This window comes from Mongoliitalea sp. (assembly GCF_054166905.1).
In genome coordinates this window covers 41,383-57,113 of record NZ_JBSZCK010000027.1, presented here as the reverse complement: position 1 = coordinate 57,113, position 15,731 = coordinate 41,383, and the positions used below count along the sequence as shown (strand labels likewise).

At 48.9% G+C, this 15,731-nt stretch carries 16 protein-coding genes; 6 read left to right on the top strand and 10 right to left on the bottom strand.

Annotation, left to right across the window (positions count from 1 at the left end; all coding sequences use genetic code 11):
• Position 1 precedes the first annotated feature (1 nt).
• The 10 genes from ACXIUD_RS09810 to ACXIUD_RS09765 form a co-directional block, all read right to left on the bottom strand.
• Entirely contained in the window at positions 2 to 3,706 is a 3,705-nt protein-coding gene (locus ACXIUD_RS09810; RefSeq protein ID WP_458052457.1) for a hypothetical protein, read from the bottom strand.
• 6 nt (positions 3,707 to 3,712) lie between these two features.
• The gene (locus ACXIUD_RS09805) at positions 3,713 to 3,835 is read right to left on the bottom strand and encodes a hypothetical protein (RefSeq protein ID WP_458052456.1); all 123 of its coding nucleotides are present in this window, start codon (positions 3,833 to 3,835) and stop codon (positions 3,713 to 3,715) included.
• 65 nt (positions 3,836 to 3,900) lie between these two features.
• Positions 3,901 to 4,305 (bottom strand): hypothetical protein, encoded by a 405-nt coding sequence (locus ACXIUD_RS09800; protein ID WP_458052455.1) that lies wholly within the window; start codon positions 4,303 to 4,305, stop codon positions 3,901 to 3,903.
• An 83-nt stretch (positions 4,306 to 4,388) separates the two neighbouring features.
• Positions 4,389 to 4,895, bottom strand: coding sequence for a hypothetical protein (locus ACXIUD_RS09795; RefSeq protein WP_458052454.1), 507 nt, complete (start codon positions 4,893 to 4,895; stop codon positions 4,389 to 4,391).
• 11 nt (positions 4,896 to 4,906) lie between these two features.
• A complete protein-coding gene (locus ACXIUD_RS09790) occupies positions 4,907 to 5,425 on the bottom strand; it encodes a hypothetical protein (RefSeq protein ID WP_458052453.1) in 519 nt (172 codons plus the stop codon).
• Between the two features lies 1 nt (position 5,426).
• Positions 5,427 to 5,912, bottom strand: coding sequence for a hypothetical protein (locus ACXIUD_RS09785; RefSeq protein WP_458052452.1), 486 nt, complete (start codon positions 5,910 to 5,912; stop codon positions 5,427 to 5,429).
• A complete protein-coding gene (locus ACXIUD_RS09780; RefSeq protein WP_458052451.1) occupies positions 5,913 to 6,389 on the bottom strand; it encodes an N-acetylmuramoyl-L-alanine amidase in 477 nt (158 codons plus the stop codon).
• A complete protein-coding gene (locus ACXIUD_RS09775) occupies positions 6,386 to 6,856 on the bottom strand; it encodes a phage holin family protein (protein WP_458052450.1) in 471 nt (156 codons plus the stop codon). Before ACXIUD_RS09775 ends, ACXIUD_RS09780 begins: the two co-directional genes overlap by 4 nt.
• 91 nt (positions 6,857 to 6,947) lie before the next feature.
• The gene (locus ACXIUD_RS09770) at positions 6,948 to 8,066 is read right to left on the bottom strand and encodes a hypothetical protein (RefSeq protein WP_458052449.1); all 1,119 of its coding nucleotides are present in this window, start codon (positions 8,064 to 8,066) and stop codon (positions 6,948 to 6,950) included.
• A gap of 77 nt (positions 8,067 to 8,143) precedes the next feature.
• A complete protein-coding gene (locus ACXIUD_RS09765; protein WP_458052448.1) occupies positions 8,144 to 9,181 on the bottom strand; it encodes a phage protease in 1,038 nt (345 codons plus the stop codon).
• Positions 9,182 to 9,351: 170 nt separating this feature from the next.
• Here ACXIUD_RS09765 and ACXIUD_RS09760 point away from each other — a divergent pair, with 170 nt between their 5' ends.
• The 6 genes from ACXIUD_RS09760 to ACXIUD_RS09735 all read left to right on the top strand — a co-directional run bounded on the left by ACXIUD_RS09760 (position 9,352) and on the right by ACXIUD_RS09735 (position 15,554).
• Positions 9,352 to 9,801 (top strand): hypothetical protein, encoded by a 450-nt coding sequence (locus ACXIUD_RS09760; protein ID WP_458052447.1) that lies wholly within the window; start codon positions 9,352 to 9,354, stop codon positions 9,799 to 9,801.
• On the top strand, positions 9,801 to 11,300 hold the full coding sequence (locus ACXIUD_RS09755; RefSeq protein WP_458052446.1) for a hypothetical protein: 1,500 nt from the start codon (positions 9,801 to 9,803) through the stop codon (positions 11,298 to 11,300). The genes ACXIUD_RS09760 and ACXIUD_RS09755 overlap by 1 nt, the downstream gene beginning before the upstream one ends.
• A 1-nt stretch (position 11,301) precedes the next feature.
• Positions 11,302 to 11,712 (top strand): phage protein Gp36 family protein, encoded by a 411-nt coding sequence (locus ACXIUD_RS09750; protein WP_458052445.1) that lies wholly within the window; start codon positions 11,302 to 11,304, stop codon positions 11,710 to 11,712.
• 24 nt (positions 11,713 to 11,736) lie between these two features.
• Positions 11,737 to 14,448: a phage portal protein family protein gene (locus ACXIUD_RS09745; RefSeq protein WP_458052444.1), complete on the top strand. Its 2,712-nt coding sequence runs from the start codon at positions 11,737 to 11,739 to the stop codon at positions 14,446 to 14,448.
• A 134-nt stretch (positions 14,449 to 14,582) separates the two neighbouring features.
• Positions 14,583 to 15,116 carry a phage virion morphogenesis protein gene (locus tag ACXIUD_RS09740; RefSeq protein ID WP_458052443.1) on the top strand — a complete coding sequence of 178 codons (534 nt, stop codon included), beginning with the start codon at positions 14,583 to 14,585 and terminating at the stop codon, positions 15,114 to 15,116.
• Between the two features lie 6 nt (positions 15,117 to 15,122).
• Complete coding sequence (locus ACXIUD_RS09735; RefSeq protein WP_458052442.1) at positions 15,123 to 15,554, top strand: hypothetical protein; 432 nt, start codon at positions 15,123 to 15,125, stop codon at positions 15,552 to 15,554.
• Positions 15,555 to 15,731 lie beyond the last annotated feature (177 nt).

Genomic DNA, 15,731 nt, shown 5'->3' with positions numbered 1-15,731 from the left:
ATTATCCTGATCCATAGCCCATATCCCAAGCGCTCTGACCGCCCTTGGTATTTTTTGCGATCAATTTTAGCTCTATGACGGCAGTCTCCAATTTTTCCACCGTCATAGCTGTATTAGCCTCAATTCGGCCCTGTGTGAGTAGCATCTGCACACTGGTCTCATAGTGCCGCTGCTCCAATCCAAAGCGCTGCTCCGATAGCTGAAAGGTCCGCTTGGTGATATCAAAGAAGCCTCTGAATAATCCCGCCAACTCCTGTCCCGTCTCTTCCGTCAATCGGGTAATACCGCCTTGGATACCTTGGCGATTTCCAGTTGAAAGTGGATTTGATAGTGATGTGCCGGTAGCAGCTTCCAATTCCTTCAATGCATCCAAGGCAGACTGTGTGATGTTATTATAGGCCTGAGTAAATCGCTCGATTTCCTCCGGACTCAATCCTTCATCCGATTGAGCATCCTTGTATAGCTGATCGAGCAATTCATTAAGTGGCGCTTCCAAAAACCGATACTTAAATCCACTGAGAATAGCCCTCCTCAAAAGCTCCTCAACATCACCAGCGAAATCCTCAACTGCTCTACGGCCTTCTCTAAATCCCTGAATGATGCTATCTGCAATCGATGATGCGGTAGCACCACCTGTAAGAATGCTCTTCATCTGATTTTCGATGTCACGAAGGGCTTTTTCTACTTCGATACCCTCATTTTTAAGATTGCGAAGCTCAATAAATAGCTTTTCCGCCTCAGCTGTCAACTGGCCCTTGGCAAACAACTTCTCAATATCTTCAAATGACTTGCCCGCCAATGAGCCAAAGACTTCGACTTCTTTTCGGCCTAATCCAAGAAACCCACCCCTCACTGTCTTCGTGCCCTCAACAAATAGCGACTGGCCAAGCTCTGCCATTTTCTTTTCAAACTCGGATTTGAACTGCTTGGTCCTGATATCATAGAGGCTAAGTTGCTCCAGATCCAGCCTGTTGATGTTTCGGCCAAAGATGCTCTCAATCCCTTCGATGTCTTCCCTGATTTGAGCATAATTCTTTTGTAGCGCTTCACGCTGGGCAATGAGGCTAGCAAGGGTGTTGCCTTCTATTTTGGACTGTTCCAAACTTCTTTCCCTCACCAGTCTGTTGATTTCCAATTCACCGAAAAACAGCTGCCTTTGAAAATCCAATTGCTTTTTGAGCATATCCGCCTGGCGTTGGTTGGCTTGGATAATCAATGAATTGAGTTGAATGATACCTCCGATCACTGCACCGGCTACCCCAGCTCCAGCCACTACAGCTCCAAATCCATCGCCTGTTTGTCTTGCAGATGAAAACGCAGCCATACCACGCTGTATTTCTGATACCCTGGCAAGGTTATCACTCAATAAGCCAAGCATTCTGCCAAGTCCTTCATTGGCTCCAGATACCTCCTGAGCCATTTGTCGAAATCCCTGAGCTAGCTGCATCACATCCTGAGGAAGTCTATCAGCTACCTTATTTTCTGTTTTGATCAATTGAGCGTCTAACTCATCAAAGAATTTGGCAAGGTTTGGATACTGCTCCCTAAGTCCAATTATCGTCTTTCGGATATCGTCAATCAGTTTCTTGGCATTTTTGGTAGACATGATATCTACCCGATTAAAGAAGTCCTGGAATATTTCCATTTTCTTAATCTGGGCAATGTCAAGAGCGTTGATTTCCTCCTGATGGCGTTGGGTCTCCTCAGCTATTTGGGTTTCGTGGCCTCCTTTTCGAAGCTCTTCAATTGTCAAAAGATGCTTTTCAATCATTAACTGACGTTCTGCATCGTATCCTTGCAGTGATTTTAATAGCGCATCCATCTGCTTTCGCTGCAACTCCTCCTCCTTGCGCAACTGCTGCTGCAGTAATACTAACCGCTCGCTTTGTGGGCCGCTCAATTGCTCTGTGGGGATAGAGGCTAGCTTATCATGCTCCTCTCTCAAGAGGTCCACATATTTACGCCCGATTTCCAACTGGCCCTCAAACCTTCGCTCAGCCTCTTGAATACCAAAATCAGCCACCACACGATCGTATTCCTGGTACAGTTTCTTTTGCTCTTCCAGACTGACTTTTAGCCTCTCCGTCTCCTGTCTGTAAGTCAAATCACCCACTGCCCGCTCTTCGGTCTCGGCTAGTCCGGTGATATCGATCCTGTTGGCTTTATTCTTAGGATCGGCATTGAAGCGCTCTACCAGCTCTCGCACTTTGCCAAACTTATCTCGCAGCGCCTGCAGCTCCTCCTCATCCTTGGTGAAGCTTTTACGCATATACTCCGCATCCAAAGCAGCTATCTTGTCTAATAGTGTCCTGCGCTCGGATAATACTTTACCTAAATCAGTTTTACTTCCTTCACTTGTGCCATTTAGATTTAAATCAAAGCCTGCATATTCTTGGCTGAATTTTTCAAAAATCTTTCTATATTCTCCAATCTCTTTGTCTGCATCTTGGTTAAATTCTCGAATTAATCCTAAAATTCTACCAACATTGGCTTTGGCAGCATCTACATTGGTTACGCCTCTATTGTTAAGGACAATATTGCCTTTTTGAATTTCTTTGTTGAGATTGTCTTTAGCATCATTAAGTTTTTGTTCAAGCTCATTTCTTTTTTCGGCTTGCTCAAGAAGCTTAGTTGCAACTTTTTCCGCTGTTGCATCTGCGGCTGCTTTGGCTAGTGTTGCCTTGATGTAGTTTTCAGAATTATCAATCATTCCTTGTTCTACGTCTGCCAAATTTTTAGCCGCTTTTGCCGCTTTACCAATTGTTTCATTATATTGGTCCACGACTATTTTAGCGTCAATCATTCCATCTTTTGCCAATTTGATGCTTTCCTCAAGTGTAAAGACATCCTTGACTGCTGATTTTATTTCAGATGATTGAAATGCACTATTTAATACCTCTTGAGACTTTTTTAGGTCATCTACGGCAGATTTTACACCAAACAATCCCTGCACCCACTCCCAAATCTCTTTTCTATAAGCAATAATCAACGATATCCCTGCCATGATCAGGGTATGCCAGGAAAATACCGAGCTGATGATCTGCTTCATCACGCCGGGGGTCTTTTGGCCTTGGGCGTTAAGCTCTTTGGTGGCTCCATCTAAGCGGATTACCTCATCGACCAGATTTGGGAGATTATTCAGCAATCCACTAAAGCCCTGGGCACTCGAATAGGTAAAGGCCATCAGGTTACGATTGACCCTGCTCACGCCTTTGTCCATGCGATTGAAATTCACCTCTTGGGCCTCCAGTTCCTTGCCTGAGTTTCTGATCTCCTTGGCCAGCTCTCTCATGGACTGAGTAGTCCGTTGGGATTCGGCACGGATGCCCTCCATGGCTTTGTTGTACTGCCCTTGGGTGATGGTGCCTCTGCGTAGATCGTTGGTCAGTTCTTTTTCTGTGGCTCTGAGTCGCTGTAGCTGTGCTTCAAATCGCACAAACTGTGAGATGCTGACCCTCACAGAAGGCTCCATCTCTTGAAAAGCCTCCATGGCATCTCTCAAGGTGGTACGGGTAGTACCTCGAAGCTTGGAAAGTATCTGATCCTGTTCGGTTGCGACCCTACGAACGGTTTCTTTGACGGTTTTCTCGGCCTTTTCGGCAGTGATCCCTACCCCTTCGATCTCCTGACGGACACGGGCAGCATCTCGCTGCACCTCCTCGGAGTTGATCAAAAATTCTACGTCTATAGGCTCAAAATTATCCATGGGGCTTTAAAATAGTTCGTTGAGTTTTTCACTGGTACCTTTTTTGGTTTTTACCCGTCTGGTACCTGGACGGTCTGAGAGCATGAGCAGCAGTTGGACACGGGGGATTTCCCAGAGTATCTGCCGCATACTCAGGCCAAATTCCTTGGCCAGTTGTCCATGCAGCCCAAAGGGGCTATTGAGCCCTACGGCTATTAACTCCCCTTCATCTCCTGACCCAGTTCGTGTTTCGGAGTCGTAATCTTCATCATCCGTACCGATCTGGTAATATTCATAAAATCCGACACGCCTCCATAGAGACATATCAGCATCATGATGGTGAGGATTTCCCTAGGCTGTGCATGCCATCGGATGTACCAGGCGAGGGGTTTGGTCAAGAGTTTACCTGCCCAGTATCCATTGAGCCAAGCACAGGCCACGGCCTTGGTGATGGTCTTACCATGAGTGAGATAGAGTTGGAGGGCTTGCTCATGACTGATGCCTTCGAGCTCCTCCATCCTGAGTCCTGTACTCAAGTAGTATCGGGCCACTCGGGCCAGTGTACCTTCGTAAGGGGAAGTGACCGTCAGGCTGAGTGTCTTGATGCCTATCCATCTCAAAAAAAAGGGAGCGCGGATTTTGAGCCGCACCCCTTTTTTGAGCAATAGATCGGCGGCATGGGATTCTACTGCCGGATTTTCCATTATACTGGATCTTTGGAGTACGTGATCGGTAGGTTGGCAGCCTCAGGCTGTAGGACCTTGATCATCACATCGATCACATGGAAGCCCGAGCGCTTAGGATCTGGCATGTCCTTGGCCATGACCTTACCACGGTTGATCCCCTTGATACTGCCGTCTTCGAATTCAAATTCAAAGGCGTACTCGATGTTGGGGTGTTGGTTGGGTTCGTTCCACTGATCGGGCTGATCGGCTACGGTGGTGATGGTACCGCCAAGCCAGATGACTTTGTTGGCAGCGGAAGTATCCATGAGGCGCATTCGCACGCTGGACAATCCCTTGCGGTTGGTAGTCACTACCGGGTAATCTGATAGCTCTTCCAAGTGATCGGTGACAGCGGCATCTTCCTGCTGGAATTCTCCCGTATCACGGTAGATTTTGCCCACGGTCACAAATGCCCCCGGTACTTTGGTTTCCGGGTCGATGGGAGCGTATTTGACGGACTTGAGTCCATAAGAATATACTGGCATAGTATGGATGTTTAATTGGTGTCTTTGGTGATGGAAGCCTCAGCCTCGGCGATTTTCGCAGCGATGGTTTCGGTTTTCATAAAGTTGGTCGGTTTCTTTCCGAGCAGTTGCTCGTACCTAGCAGCCAATAAGGCTCTGTCTAGAGGGGCAGGTACTACCTCTTCGTCTGTGGTGTCTTCCAAAACTTCCTCGGTGGATTCAGTTTCAACGGTTGGCTCTTGTGTACCTTCCTCGGTAGTTTCAGTTTCAACGGTTGGCTCTTGTGTACCTTCCTCGGTAGTTTCAGTTTCAACGGTTGGCTCTTGTGTACCTTCCTCGGTGGATTGATCAATCCCTTTGGCTTTGGCAAATACATCCCACAGCTTGCGTGTGATGTGGCTCACTTTCTTGTCCTGGAGATTCTGCGCATAGGCATCGGCTTTGGTGGCTTCAAAAAAAGCCCTGTCATCCGATGTCATGTAGATTTCCTTTTGGTTTGGATATTGGGCAAAGATTATCTTAATCTTTTCTTCCCGGGTGTTTAACGTCATGTTAGAATAGTTTGAAATTGGTTTTAAAGACCTTCCATACCACCACTGCGACTACCAGTACGATCCCGATCAGAACCCAGTACCAGGGAAATCCCCGTTTGGTCTTGACCGACTCGGACACAGTTGATTGGCTTTCGGTCTGGATCCTTGCTTGATGTTGCTGCTCCCGGATCTCGACAGTCTGAGTCCTGGACACCGGGTGTGCTTTGGCCTCATAGCGGATGCCTGTGGAGTCAATGGTGAGGGTAAGGTCTATTCCGTCACTTTGTATGGGCACAGTCAGCGGACTGTAGATGTGTGGAAAGGGCAGCGGTACCAGTCCTGAGAGAGCAGCACCGTATTGATGGGAGACAGAGAGTTTCACACCTCGCCCAGCTTGCTCATAGTTTTCCTGGACTGATACAGCATGTCGTGCCGTGACCTTGGCGGATTTATTGCCACAGGACCACAGTAAGGATGTCAACAGCAGGAAGATTAGATTTTTCATTTAGGCGGCAGATAAAGTTATCCAACTGTATTCCGGAATGGCATCGAAACTAGGGCATTCCTTGATTCGCTCCCAAGGGTCTACGATACCGTTGAGGTTTTTGTCAGGACTGATATCCCTGTGTCCAAGTATCTTGATACCGCTGATGTCCTGTGTATGCTTCAATTCTCCCAAGACTTGACGTATGACTGTAAGAATAGAGGCCTTCTGTGCCTCTGTCCTGGTATCTACCGCTTTGTTGACATTTCTTCGGTCTACCCCGCCTTGGTAAGCGATATGTATAGCGCTTGAATTGAAGTTTCTGACACCATTGGTCACCATAGAGAGTGGCTGCAGCTGGACTACTGTTCCATCTTCATAGATAAAATAGTGATATCCGTCTACTCTCCATCCTAGTGATCTCCACCATCTTCTGATAGCGGCTAAATCACCAAATCCTGCTGTGCAGTGGATAAATATATTATCGATTAATCTCACAGCTTTTCCTTTAATTTTTGCTTGAATCTTTCCAGCCAATCTGAGTCCCTTACATCTCCGATGTTCTCCTTGATGCTGATCCAGTTCTCGTATGTGATCTCGGCCACAAAGAAGAGATGGGCATAGTCAAAGAGAAATTGCCCCAGACTATTATCCAGCTCCTTGTAACTTTGGGCCAGCTGATAACTCATGAAGATGATCGCTAGGTAAAAGGCTACTTTGAAACTGAACCGTATGCCCTTGCTACTGACGATTTCCTCGTTTCGGGCTTTGGCGGCCCATCGTCCGGTAAGCAGTTCGAGAGCGAAGGTGATCAGGAGTCCTAGAAATGCCAGATCATTCAATCCGAATATCTTGATCAATGGCACGGTAAAGACGGAGGCAATGAATGTGGTGATGGTCATACCGGGATATTTGAGACTGGGTGCAAGACTTCTGACAAATGCATCCATATCACAATAGCCCATATGGTGCAGTTGCTCAGTCCAGGCCTTGGACAGTGATGTCCAAAGGCCTGTGATGGATATGAGCAATGTTCTGAGCATCTCCACAACAGATTTACACAGTAGTGGCCTGATACAGGATGGCGATACCCTTATAGTCTTCTCTGATGGCACGTCCACCGGATCTTACAAGGAATGAGGTAATATCTCCATACCACTGAGGATTTTTGAGCGACTCAAAGGCCTCTACCTTACCAAAGGCAAACTCTACCGCCTGCTCATACCAAGCAAGCGCAGCCTCGCAAGTATCTGTATCCGACACTTCACCCGGTGCTAATAATTCACCAGCCGCATCAGTTCGCATCACGGAGCTACGGGAGTAGATATTAAAGCCCTGGTCTTTCATCAGGATACCCATTCTGCGCTCTTCCTCTGTGACAGATGCCATCAAGGTCACGGTGATGATGCTATCCGCAGGATACATATCCAAAAGCATGGACGGAGGAAGCAGGATATGCATCTTGCCATCAAACCATCTGTCGATTGAACGGAAGTAAATCTGCAATTTCTGCAAATCGCCTCTAGTGGCCTTCTTCCTCAAGCCTGTAGCTCCGCCGATCGTAGCCGGCTGCGCATCTCCAGAGGTAGTAAACTTGTGGCCTGCCGGCAATGTGGTTGCACCGTAGTTTTTGTACACTGGAGAGTTGGTCCAGTACCACAGACACTCCTCGGCTACTGCCTGTACCAAGGCATCACGGTCTTCACCCAAGACATCATTTCGCTTGTCATAGCTCAATTCGACCTCATCACGGTGTCTGATCGTCACGGGATCAGTCGTCCACTCATCGATTAGATACACGATGTCAGTATCGATACGCTGTCTGACAGGTGCTGCACCAAAGGCACGGTTTTTTACCACGTTGCCACTACCGCCTGATTGTGGGATGTGGACCACTCGTGTACCAGTGATGTACTGATCGGCATTCTTGGATTTGCGTAGGAAGCCATTGTCTTTGAAGATTTCCCCCTCGATGTGGTTTTGCCAGATCTCGACGATGATATCTCCTCGGAGGACGTTGGCATCGGCACTGTATTGGGTCACCATCGGCACGATGGCACCGGCAGCAAGCAATGAGCCTGCCACGGCGTAAGCATTGAGGCCAAGGTATGCCTGGGCGGCAGTACCGATCATGAAGGCCATCAAGGCACTGTAAAGGAACTTAGTCCATTTCATAAGTAATAGTTGGTTTGGTTGATGTGTTGATTTACTTTTGGCTTAGCCGAAACCTGTTGGTTGAGCGAAGCCGAAACCTAGTTTGGATACTCCTTTTTGTACTTCTCCTTAAACTTGGCCTTGAAGATATCCGGGTGATTGGCCTTCACATGGGAGAGCATACCTTTACGGTCCATCTCATCCCAGCTGAGCTTCACATACTCGGCGCCTTCGTTTTCTTTGGCTTTGTCCACGGCACTTTTCACCGATGGATTGGCAGGCATGGAGTCCAAGAGAGCCTTGGCACTGTCAAAGTCTGCTGTGGCCAGCTTGATGTAGAAAGGCTTCTGATCCTCGGTAATCTTGCGCTCGGATACGGCCAGCTCTACCATGGTAGATACTTTTTCCTGGGCAGCGGTTTCTTTCAAGGTCTTGACCTCATTGCTCAGGGTGACGATTTGCTCATCAGCAGTGGTCTTCTCTGCGGTGAGCGTCTCGATCTGTATCTTTTGTGTGGAAGCGAGTGCCACCACTTCTTTGATTTTGGCCTGCACTTGGTCAGGCGTGGCATCTGCGGCCAATCCGATCACCGGAAGGACCGCATCCGCTGACAATTGAATAAGCTTCATATCATCTGTTGGTTTTGGTGTAGGTAGTATACTGGCGATGTACTCATCACTCAGGTTGATCAGTTGCTCGTTGCTGTCGTAGAGCTTCACGGCCAGTGCATCGGGATTGCTGCCTATGTCTGCGATGCTCCATTCGATAAGACGGGAGGTTTCGAGCCATAGATCACCCGTATCATCGAGTTCCCAGCTAAGGGGAAGAAGCCCGGCAGAGGCCATACGGAGTGTGCCGTTTTCGACCTTCTCATATATCTGCATTGCGAATGGATCGCTGGGGTCAAAGCAGGGACGTCCGTATAGCTTGCCATCTTCTGACAGCTCTACTTCTTCGCCTATACCGATCGGCAGGGCCTTGTAACCGTTGTCGGCACTCGGGCGCTGATGCATCCACAGCAGCAGGGGATTGTCGGGGTACTGCGAGAGATCAATCCCGGAGGTACGCACCTTAAACCCTTTGTTGTTGGGGGTATCGGTGGAGATGATGAATTTTTTAGAGCTTCTTTTCAACATGAATGTGTGTATTCGCCTTGGATAGTGACACAAAGGAAGGGGGAAGCGGCTAATGCAGAAAATCGGATTTTCCTAAGCGCACCAAATCTGTACCTTAAGCACCCCGCTGCAGTGCACTTAGGAAAATCAAAATTTGCCAAATCCTTATTAAGGCGCACTTTTGGGGCATTATGGCAACAAAAGGACTGACCAACAAACAGAAAAAGGAATGGGCGCAATCGCTCATCACCAAAGAACGGCTCTCACAGAAAGAAGCAGCTCTCAAAGTCGGCGTATCCACCACCACCATGAACAAATGGTATCAGGAAGGAGGATGGGAAAAGCTGGGCAAAAACTTCCTGCTCACACGATCCGAGCAGATGGCTAAGCTACTAGACGAACTCGTGGAGATCAACGCTCACATACAGACTTATCCAGAAGGACAGCGCTTTGCAGATTCCAAGCTCGCCGATGTACGGCGCAAGCTCATCAAGGACATCAAGGAACTGGAGACCAAGGCAGCACTGCCCGAAATCATCCACTCCTGTGTGCAGCTGCTCGAATACATCCGCAAAGTGGACCTAGCCAAGGCCCAAGACCTTAGCGGACTCATTGACTCATTTATCAAATCCCGTCTGTAATGAACCGCATGACAGATAAGCAGGTCCTCAACTATTGGGATCAGTACCGCAAACAGCTGGACAAAGCTACCATCGTCGATAGCTCCGAAACACCCGAGGAGCAGGCCAAGCGTATCGCACGGCTGGAAAAAGACGATGAGGCTTGGTTTGCCTACTATTTCCCCAATTACTACTCCTCGGAGCCTGCGGCATTTCATAAGGCATCTACCAAGCGGGTGATGAACAATCCCGAGTGGTACGAAGTACGGGCATGGTCCAGAGAGCTAGCCAAGTCCGCAAGGACCATGATGGAGATCACCAAGCTGGCATTGACCAAAAAGAAACGCTCTGTATTGATGATCTCCGCATCTGCCACCGCTGCGGAAAATCTCCTCAAACCCTACAAAATCAACTTTGAGTCCAACAATCGCCTCATCCATGACTATGGCATCCAGCAAAATCACGGATACTGGGAAGACGGTAAGTTTGTGACCAAAGTGGGCTGCTCCTTTGTTGCCATCGGTGCAGGCCAATCCCCTAGGGGTTTCCGTAATGAAGAGGTACGCCCGGACGTGATCCTCATGGATGACTTTGACACCGATCAGGACTGCCGCAATCCCGATATTGTGGACCAAAAGTGGGAATGGTTTGAGCAGGCCGTATACGCCACCCGATCCATATCTAATCCCATGTTGGTGATCTTCAATGGCAATATCATTGCCGACTACTGCTGCATCAAGTTTGCCATGAAGATGGCCGACAAGTCCACCATCGTCAATATCCGTGACAAGGACGGCAAGTCCACTTGGCCGCAAAAAAACACCGAGGCACTGATCGACCGCACACTTTCCAAAATCTCCTGGGCTTCCGCTCAGAAGGAATACTTCAATACGCCGATAGTCAAAGGGAAAGTCTTCAAAAAGCTGCACTACGGCAAGATGCGGCCACTCAAGGACTACAAGTTTCTGGTCACCTATACCGATCCATCTTACAAGAAAAAGGGTGACTACAAAGCCACAGTATTGATTGGCAAGTGGAAAAACGAATACCACGTACTCCGGGTATTCTGTGCCCAGGTAACTACTGCTGAGATGCTCGATTGGAACTATGAGATCATGAAGTGGGTCAACGGTGCCGTACCGGTCTACTTCTACATCGAGTGGCCTTGGATCGATGAGCCACTCATGCAGGAAATCCAAGCGGCCAACAAACGCCACGGCGTCAGTATTCACCCCAAGCCAGACGAACGAGTCAAGCCGGACAAATACCACCGGATAGAGTCCAACTTGGAACCGATCAACCGTAATGGTGAACTGATCTTTAATGAAGACTACAAGGACAGCGAGCACATGTCCACCATGGAAGGACAGTTTCTCGCTCTCAGTCCTACTAGCCGTGCCAATGATGACGGACCTGATGCAGTAGAGGGAGGCAAGTGGATCGTAGACTCCAAGACGTCCACCGATGCATCCAAAGTAGAGTCAAGACCTTTTAACAAAACCAACCAAAAACGCTGGTAACATGCTTACACGAGACGATTTCAAAACACACCTCTATCCCGAACTCATCGCCGCCATCGAGCGGGCTGATAACACCAAGCTGGAGACAGCCATCAAGGCCTCTACACTCTTGGCCAAAGGATTTATGTCAAGATTTGACAAAGCCGCACTCTTTATGGCCACAGGCGAGGACCGGGACGAATTCCTCCTGATGCTCCTCAAGGACTTGGCCGTATGGAACTTCATTGTCATTGCCAATCCCAATATCGATCTGGAATTTCACAAGGAGCGATACGATGACGCCATCAAGCTGCTTGAAAAAATACAGGCCGGCAAGATGGTACCGGACGGATGGCCCATGGCTACAGAGCCTGAGAGTTCTGGGACGTTCTTTCACATTGCTTCCAATCCACGACGCAAGACCAACTATTAAAAAAACCTTTAAAGCCTTTTAAACATGCAAAAAAACAGGCATTTGACCAGTAAAAAACAGGCCTCCAAAAATCCCAGCGGCGCAGCTCCCTCCGTCACGGTGACCAAAATAGACGTCAGGCCTTGGCATAGACGGGAGCAGGATATCCCTTCATGGCGTACCGCTCATAAGCATGCCGAGGGACTGATCCCACGGCGGACACTCCTCTATGACCTCTATGCAGACGTAGAGCTTGACGGACATGTCGAGGCAGTCACAGGCAAGCGAAGGGATGCCGTCACCTCCGCCTCTTGGCAGTATGTAGATGCGGACAATAAGCCAGTAGACGCCATCAACGAACTCATCCAGTGCATCGGTTTCAATGACCTCCTAGAGGATATTGTCAATTCACGGTTTTGGGGATACTCCATATTCGAGCCTTCCTTTTTCCGCAACTGGGAAGGCAAGTGGGAGATGGACGCCAATCTCATTCCAAGGCTAAATTATAGACCTGAGCTGGGCATCATCGCCTATGATCACCTCACAGAGGACGGGATCAATGTCCGTGAAGGTTACTATGCCAAGACCATCATGGAGGTCGGTAGACCAGAAGACTTGGGCTTACACCTCAAAGCTGCTCCTTATGCTATTCTTAAGCGTGGGGGATTGGGAGATTATGCCCTTTTTGTGCAAGTGTTTGGCAATCCTCTGGTCGATGCTGAGTGGGATGGATTTGACGAGCAGCAGCGGCTCAAGCTACTCGAAGCCATCAATGCACTAGGATCGGGTGGGGCACTGGTACGCCCGGCAGGTACCAAGGTGACCTTGCTTGAGAATAAGTCCAATGCCACCGGTGACCTGCAAGCCAACTTTATCAGCTTGCTTAATCGGGAGATGTCCAAGACCTATCTGGGCAGTACCGAGACTACGGAGGCATCTTCCAGTAGCGGCTATGCGCAGTCCAAGACCCACGCCGATCAGGATGAGCGGAAGATGGAAAGCGACCTTGATTTTGTCAAGAGGGTATTGAACAGCAGATTTAGACGCATCCTATCGGCGCATGGATTTCCAGTAGACAAGGGTTCATTCATCATCGTAGGTGAGGACAATGAGCTCACCAAAAAGGAGTCTTACGACATCCATCGCTCACTGGCCCAAGACATAGGATTACCGATAGAGGATGACTTCTGGTACGAAAACTACGGCGTGCCCAAGCCTGCCAACTATGATAAGCTCAAAGAGGCCCAAAATAAGCCCGAAGAGAGCCCAACGCCTGTGGAGAAAGGCAAAGACAAGCCCGAGGCCAAAAACAAGCCTACAACCGCCAAAGAAAGCGAAACCGAGCAACTCAGCTTTGCGGGGAAGATCATCGAACTCGTGGGAAGTTTTTTCGGACTCGCCCCGGCAGACAAGACCGGGGCGATGGAGATGACGGACTGCTGTGGCAATCACCACACGATCACACTGGCGAAGGAGGACCGCAATGATTACAGCAGCATCATCAACCAAGTATGGAAGGCCAAAGGATCGGTATCGATCTATCCCTCATTTGTCGAGTCCAATATCAGGATACTCAGCAAAGGATTCCAGACTGGATGGATGGGTGATCAACTGGTCAAGCTGGCCTCTATTGGAGTGGAATATCACACACTCACACCCAAGGCTTCCGTAGCTTACGAGCTGAATATATTCCAATTTTCGACCGTCAAGGCCGCTTATCAGAGCAATGAAGTAAACGAACTATTCCGCAAGGCCAAAAGCTTCCAGGACTTCAAGCGCATGGTAGAGACTAAGTTTGGGGTCAAAAATGACACATGGCTTGCGACCGAATACGCCACAGCCTACCAGGTCGGGCAGTTGTCCGCTACTTATTACAGACTTCTGGAGCAGGCCAATACCTTTCCGTATTGGATGTACAAGACCATCGGGGACGATAGGGTTAGGGATTCTCACAGGCTATTGCACGATGCAGTGTTTCCCGTCTACAGCAGTCCGGGTGTGCTCAATCCCGTATGGAAAAAAATATTCCCTCCCAACGGCTGGGGATGTCGCTGCTACATCGTGCCACGTATGGCCAATGATGTCACGGCAGATCAAGTAGAGACGTCTATGGCCAAATACGAACTCTTCCTGCAATCGGACGAATGGGTCAAAGCCGCCAAAAGTGGATTTGGATACAATAAGGCCGATACACAGGAAGTATTCAAGCGAAGCCAGTTTTACAGCCAAAATCCCGATAAGGTGCTCAAAAAGGCAGGCGAAATGTATCACGACGATTGGGGAATGAATGGTATCTTGGAAGAGCAGGCCCTCAAAGGAAAAGATACCTGGGAAAATGCCATCAGCAGGGATGTCATAGACAGATTCATAGAAGACCATAAAGTGTCTAACAGAAAGCTCCTCTTTACAGACTATGCAGGTCGAGAGTTGGAAATGAACAAGAAAACTGTGACAACTCACACAAATCCCAATGATGAGAATTACGTGGATAGACACCAATTCATTCAGGCTATCCCTGAGGTCCTCCGTAATCCTGATGAAGTATGGATCAATGATGAGAAGGGAGCTAGATTTGACAGCTATGTGTACCTCAAGTATTACAACAATGTCATCCTAAAAGTAGTCGCCGAGCTGGATGAGATGGGAAATCTGGAGGTGAAAACCTGGTATCCTGCCAGCATCGAAAATACTACTGATGCCAATCGAAAAGTAAATGACCTATTCAGACACAGAAGGGGAATACCTGTAAAAAAATAAGCCATCTGACAGGTGTCGGATGGCTCTGAGAGCTTAAGTAGAAGAGTAGCCCGCGAAACTTGGCCCCTCCGCTCTCAAGGCTTACGGTTGCTCCCCCCTTCTACTTCATTACAAATATACGTAAATCCTTTGATATGAGTTCCAAAAGCGAGCAAATAAACCTTTGGTTTGACAGATTTGACAATAAGTTCAGGCAGTTCCCTACCATCATCGCCGAGACTGCCGTGGAGCATTTTCAGGAGCGATTTACCAACGCAGACTGGGATGGTGTGCCTTGGCCCAAGCGCAAAGACAAAAAACCGCACCGCCTGCTCATGCAGTCACACAACCTATTCCGCTCTATCCATCCATCAGAAGTCACCCCATCACTGGTACGCATCCGGGCAGGATCACCGCAGGTGCCCTACGCCCAAATCCACAACGAAGGCGGTACCATCCAAAAGGCCGCACGATCGGAGACCTTTGTCCGCAACAGGTATAAGAAAGGACCTAAATCCAAAGCTTTTGGAGGGATGGGACTTTATAAGAAGGGCACCACCGCAGGCAAGGGACTCACATTCAAAGCCCACAGCATCACCATGCCCAAGCGGCAGTTTATGGGACCATCGCCCATACTCAATGCACGGATCATGGAGCGACTACGGGCATTTTACAATTCTAAATCCTAACACATCATGAAATTCATCTATGAGGCCATCCTCGCACGGATCGCCGACCAACTCCCAGAGATCAAGTACGTGGACCTGGACAAGGGCCAATTCAACTACGAGCGTCCGCCAGTGGCTTGGCCTGCATGCCTCATATCAATGCAGGTCACCAGCACGCAGGAAAATCACCGCTCCAATCTCCACAAGCAGCTACTCGTCACCTTTCGCCTAGGATGGGACTTCTCAGGCAATACCTCAAGTATCACCCCCGAGCCCGACAGGGAAGAAAGCCTCGCATACTTCGACCTGGTCGATAAGCTGGAGGCAGCATTCCAGGGATGGGATGACGGCAGCAGGCGATTCAACTACTTTTCCCAGCAGCAGCTGCGTGAAGAGCCTCGCATGGGACCCAAGGTAGTCGCCATTCCCTTCCGGACCAGCTACCACGATCAGAAGTAAAAGAGAAAAGCCCGACTCACTGAGCCGGGCTTTTGCTTTGTTCTCACTATAAACCACTTTAACCTCGCTAATTTGTCCAGACAAAAAAGGGATACATCTTGCGCAGCATCCCGGCACTCGTCTTGGCCGTGATCAGCTCACGGATTACCGCATCCTTTCGCATCAGCCGCTTGGTGA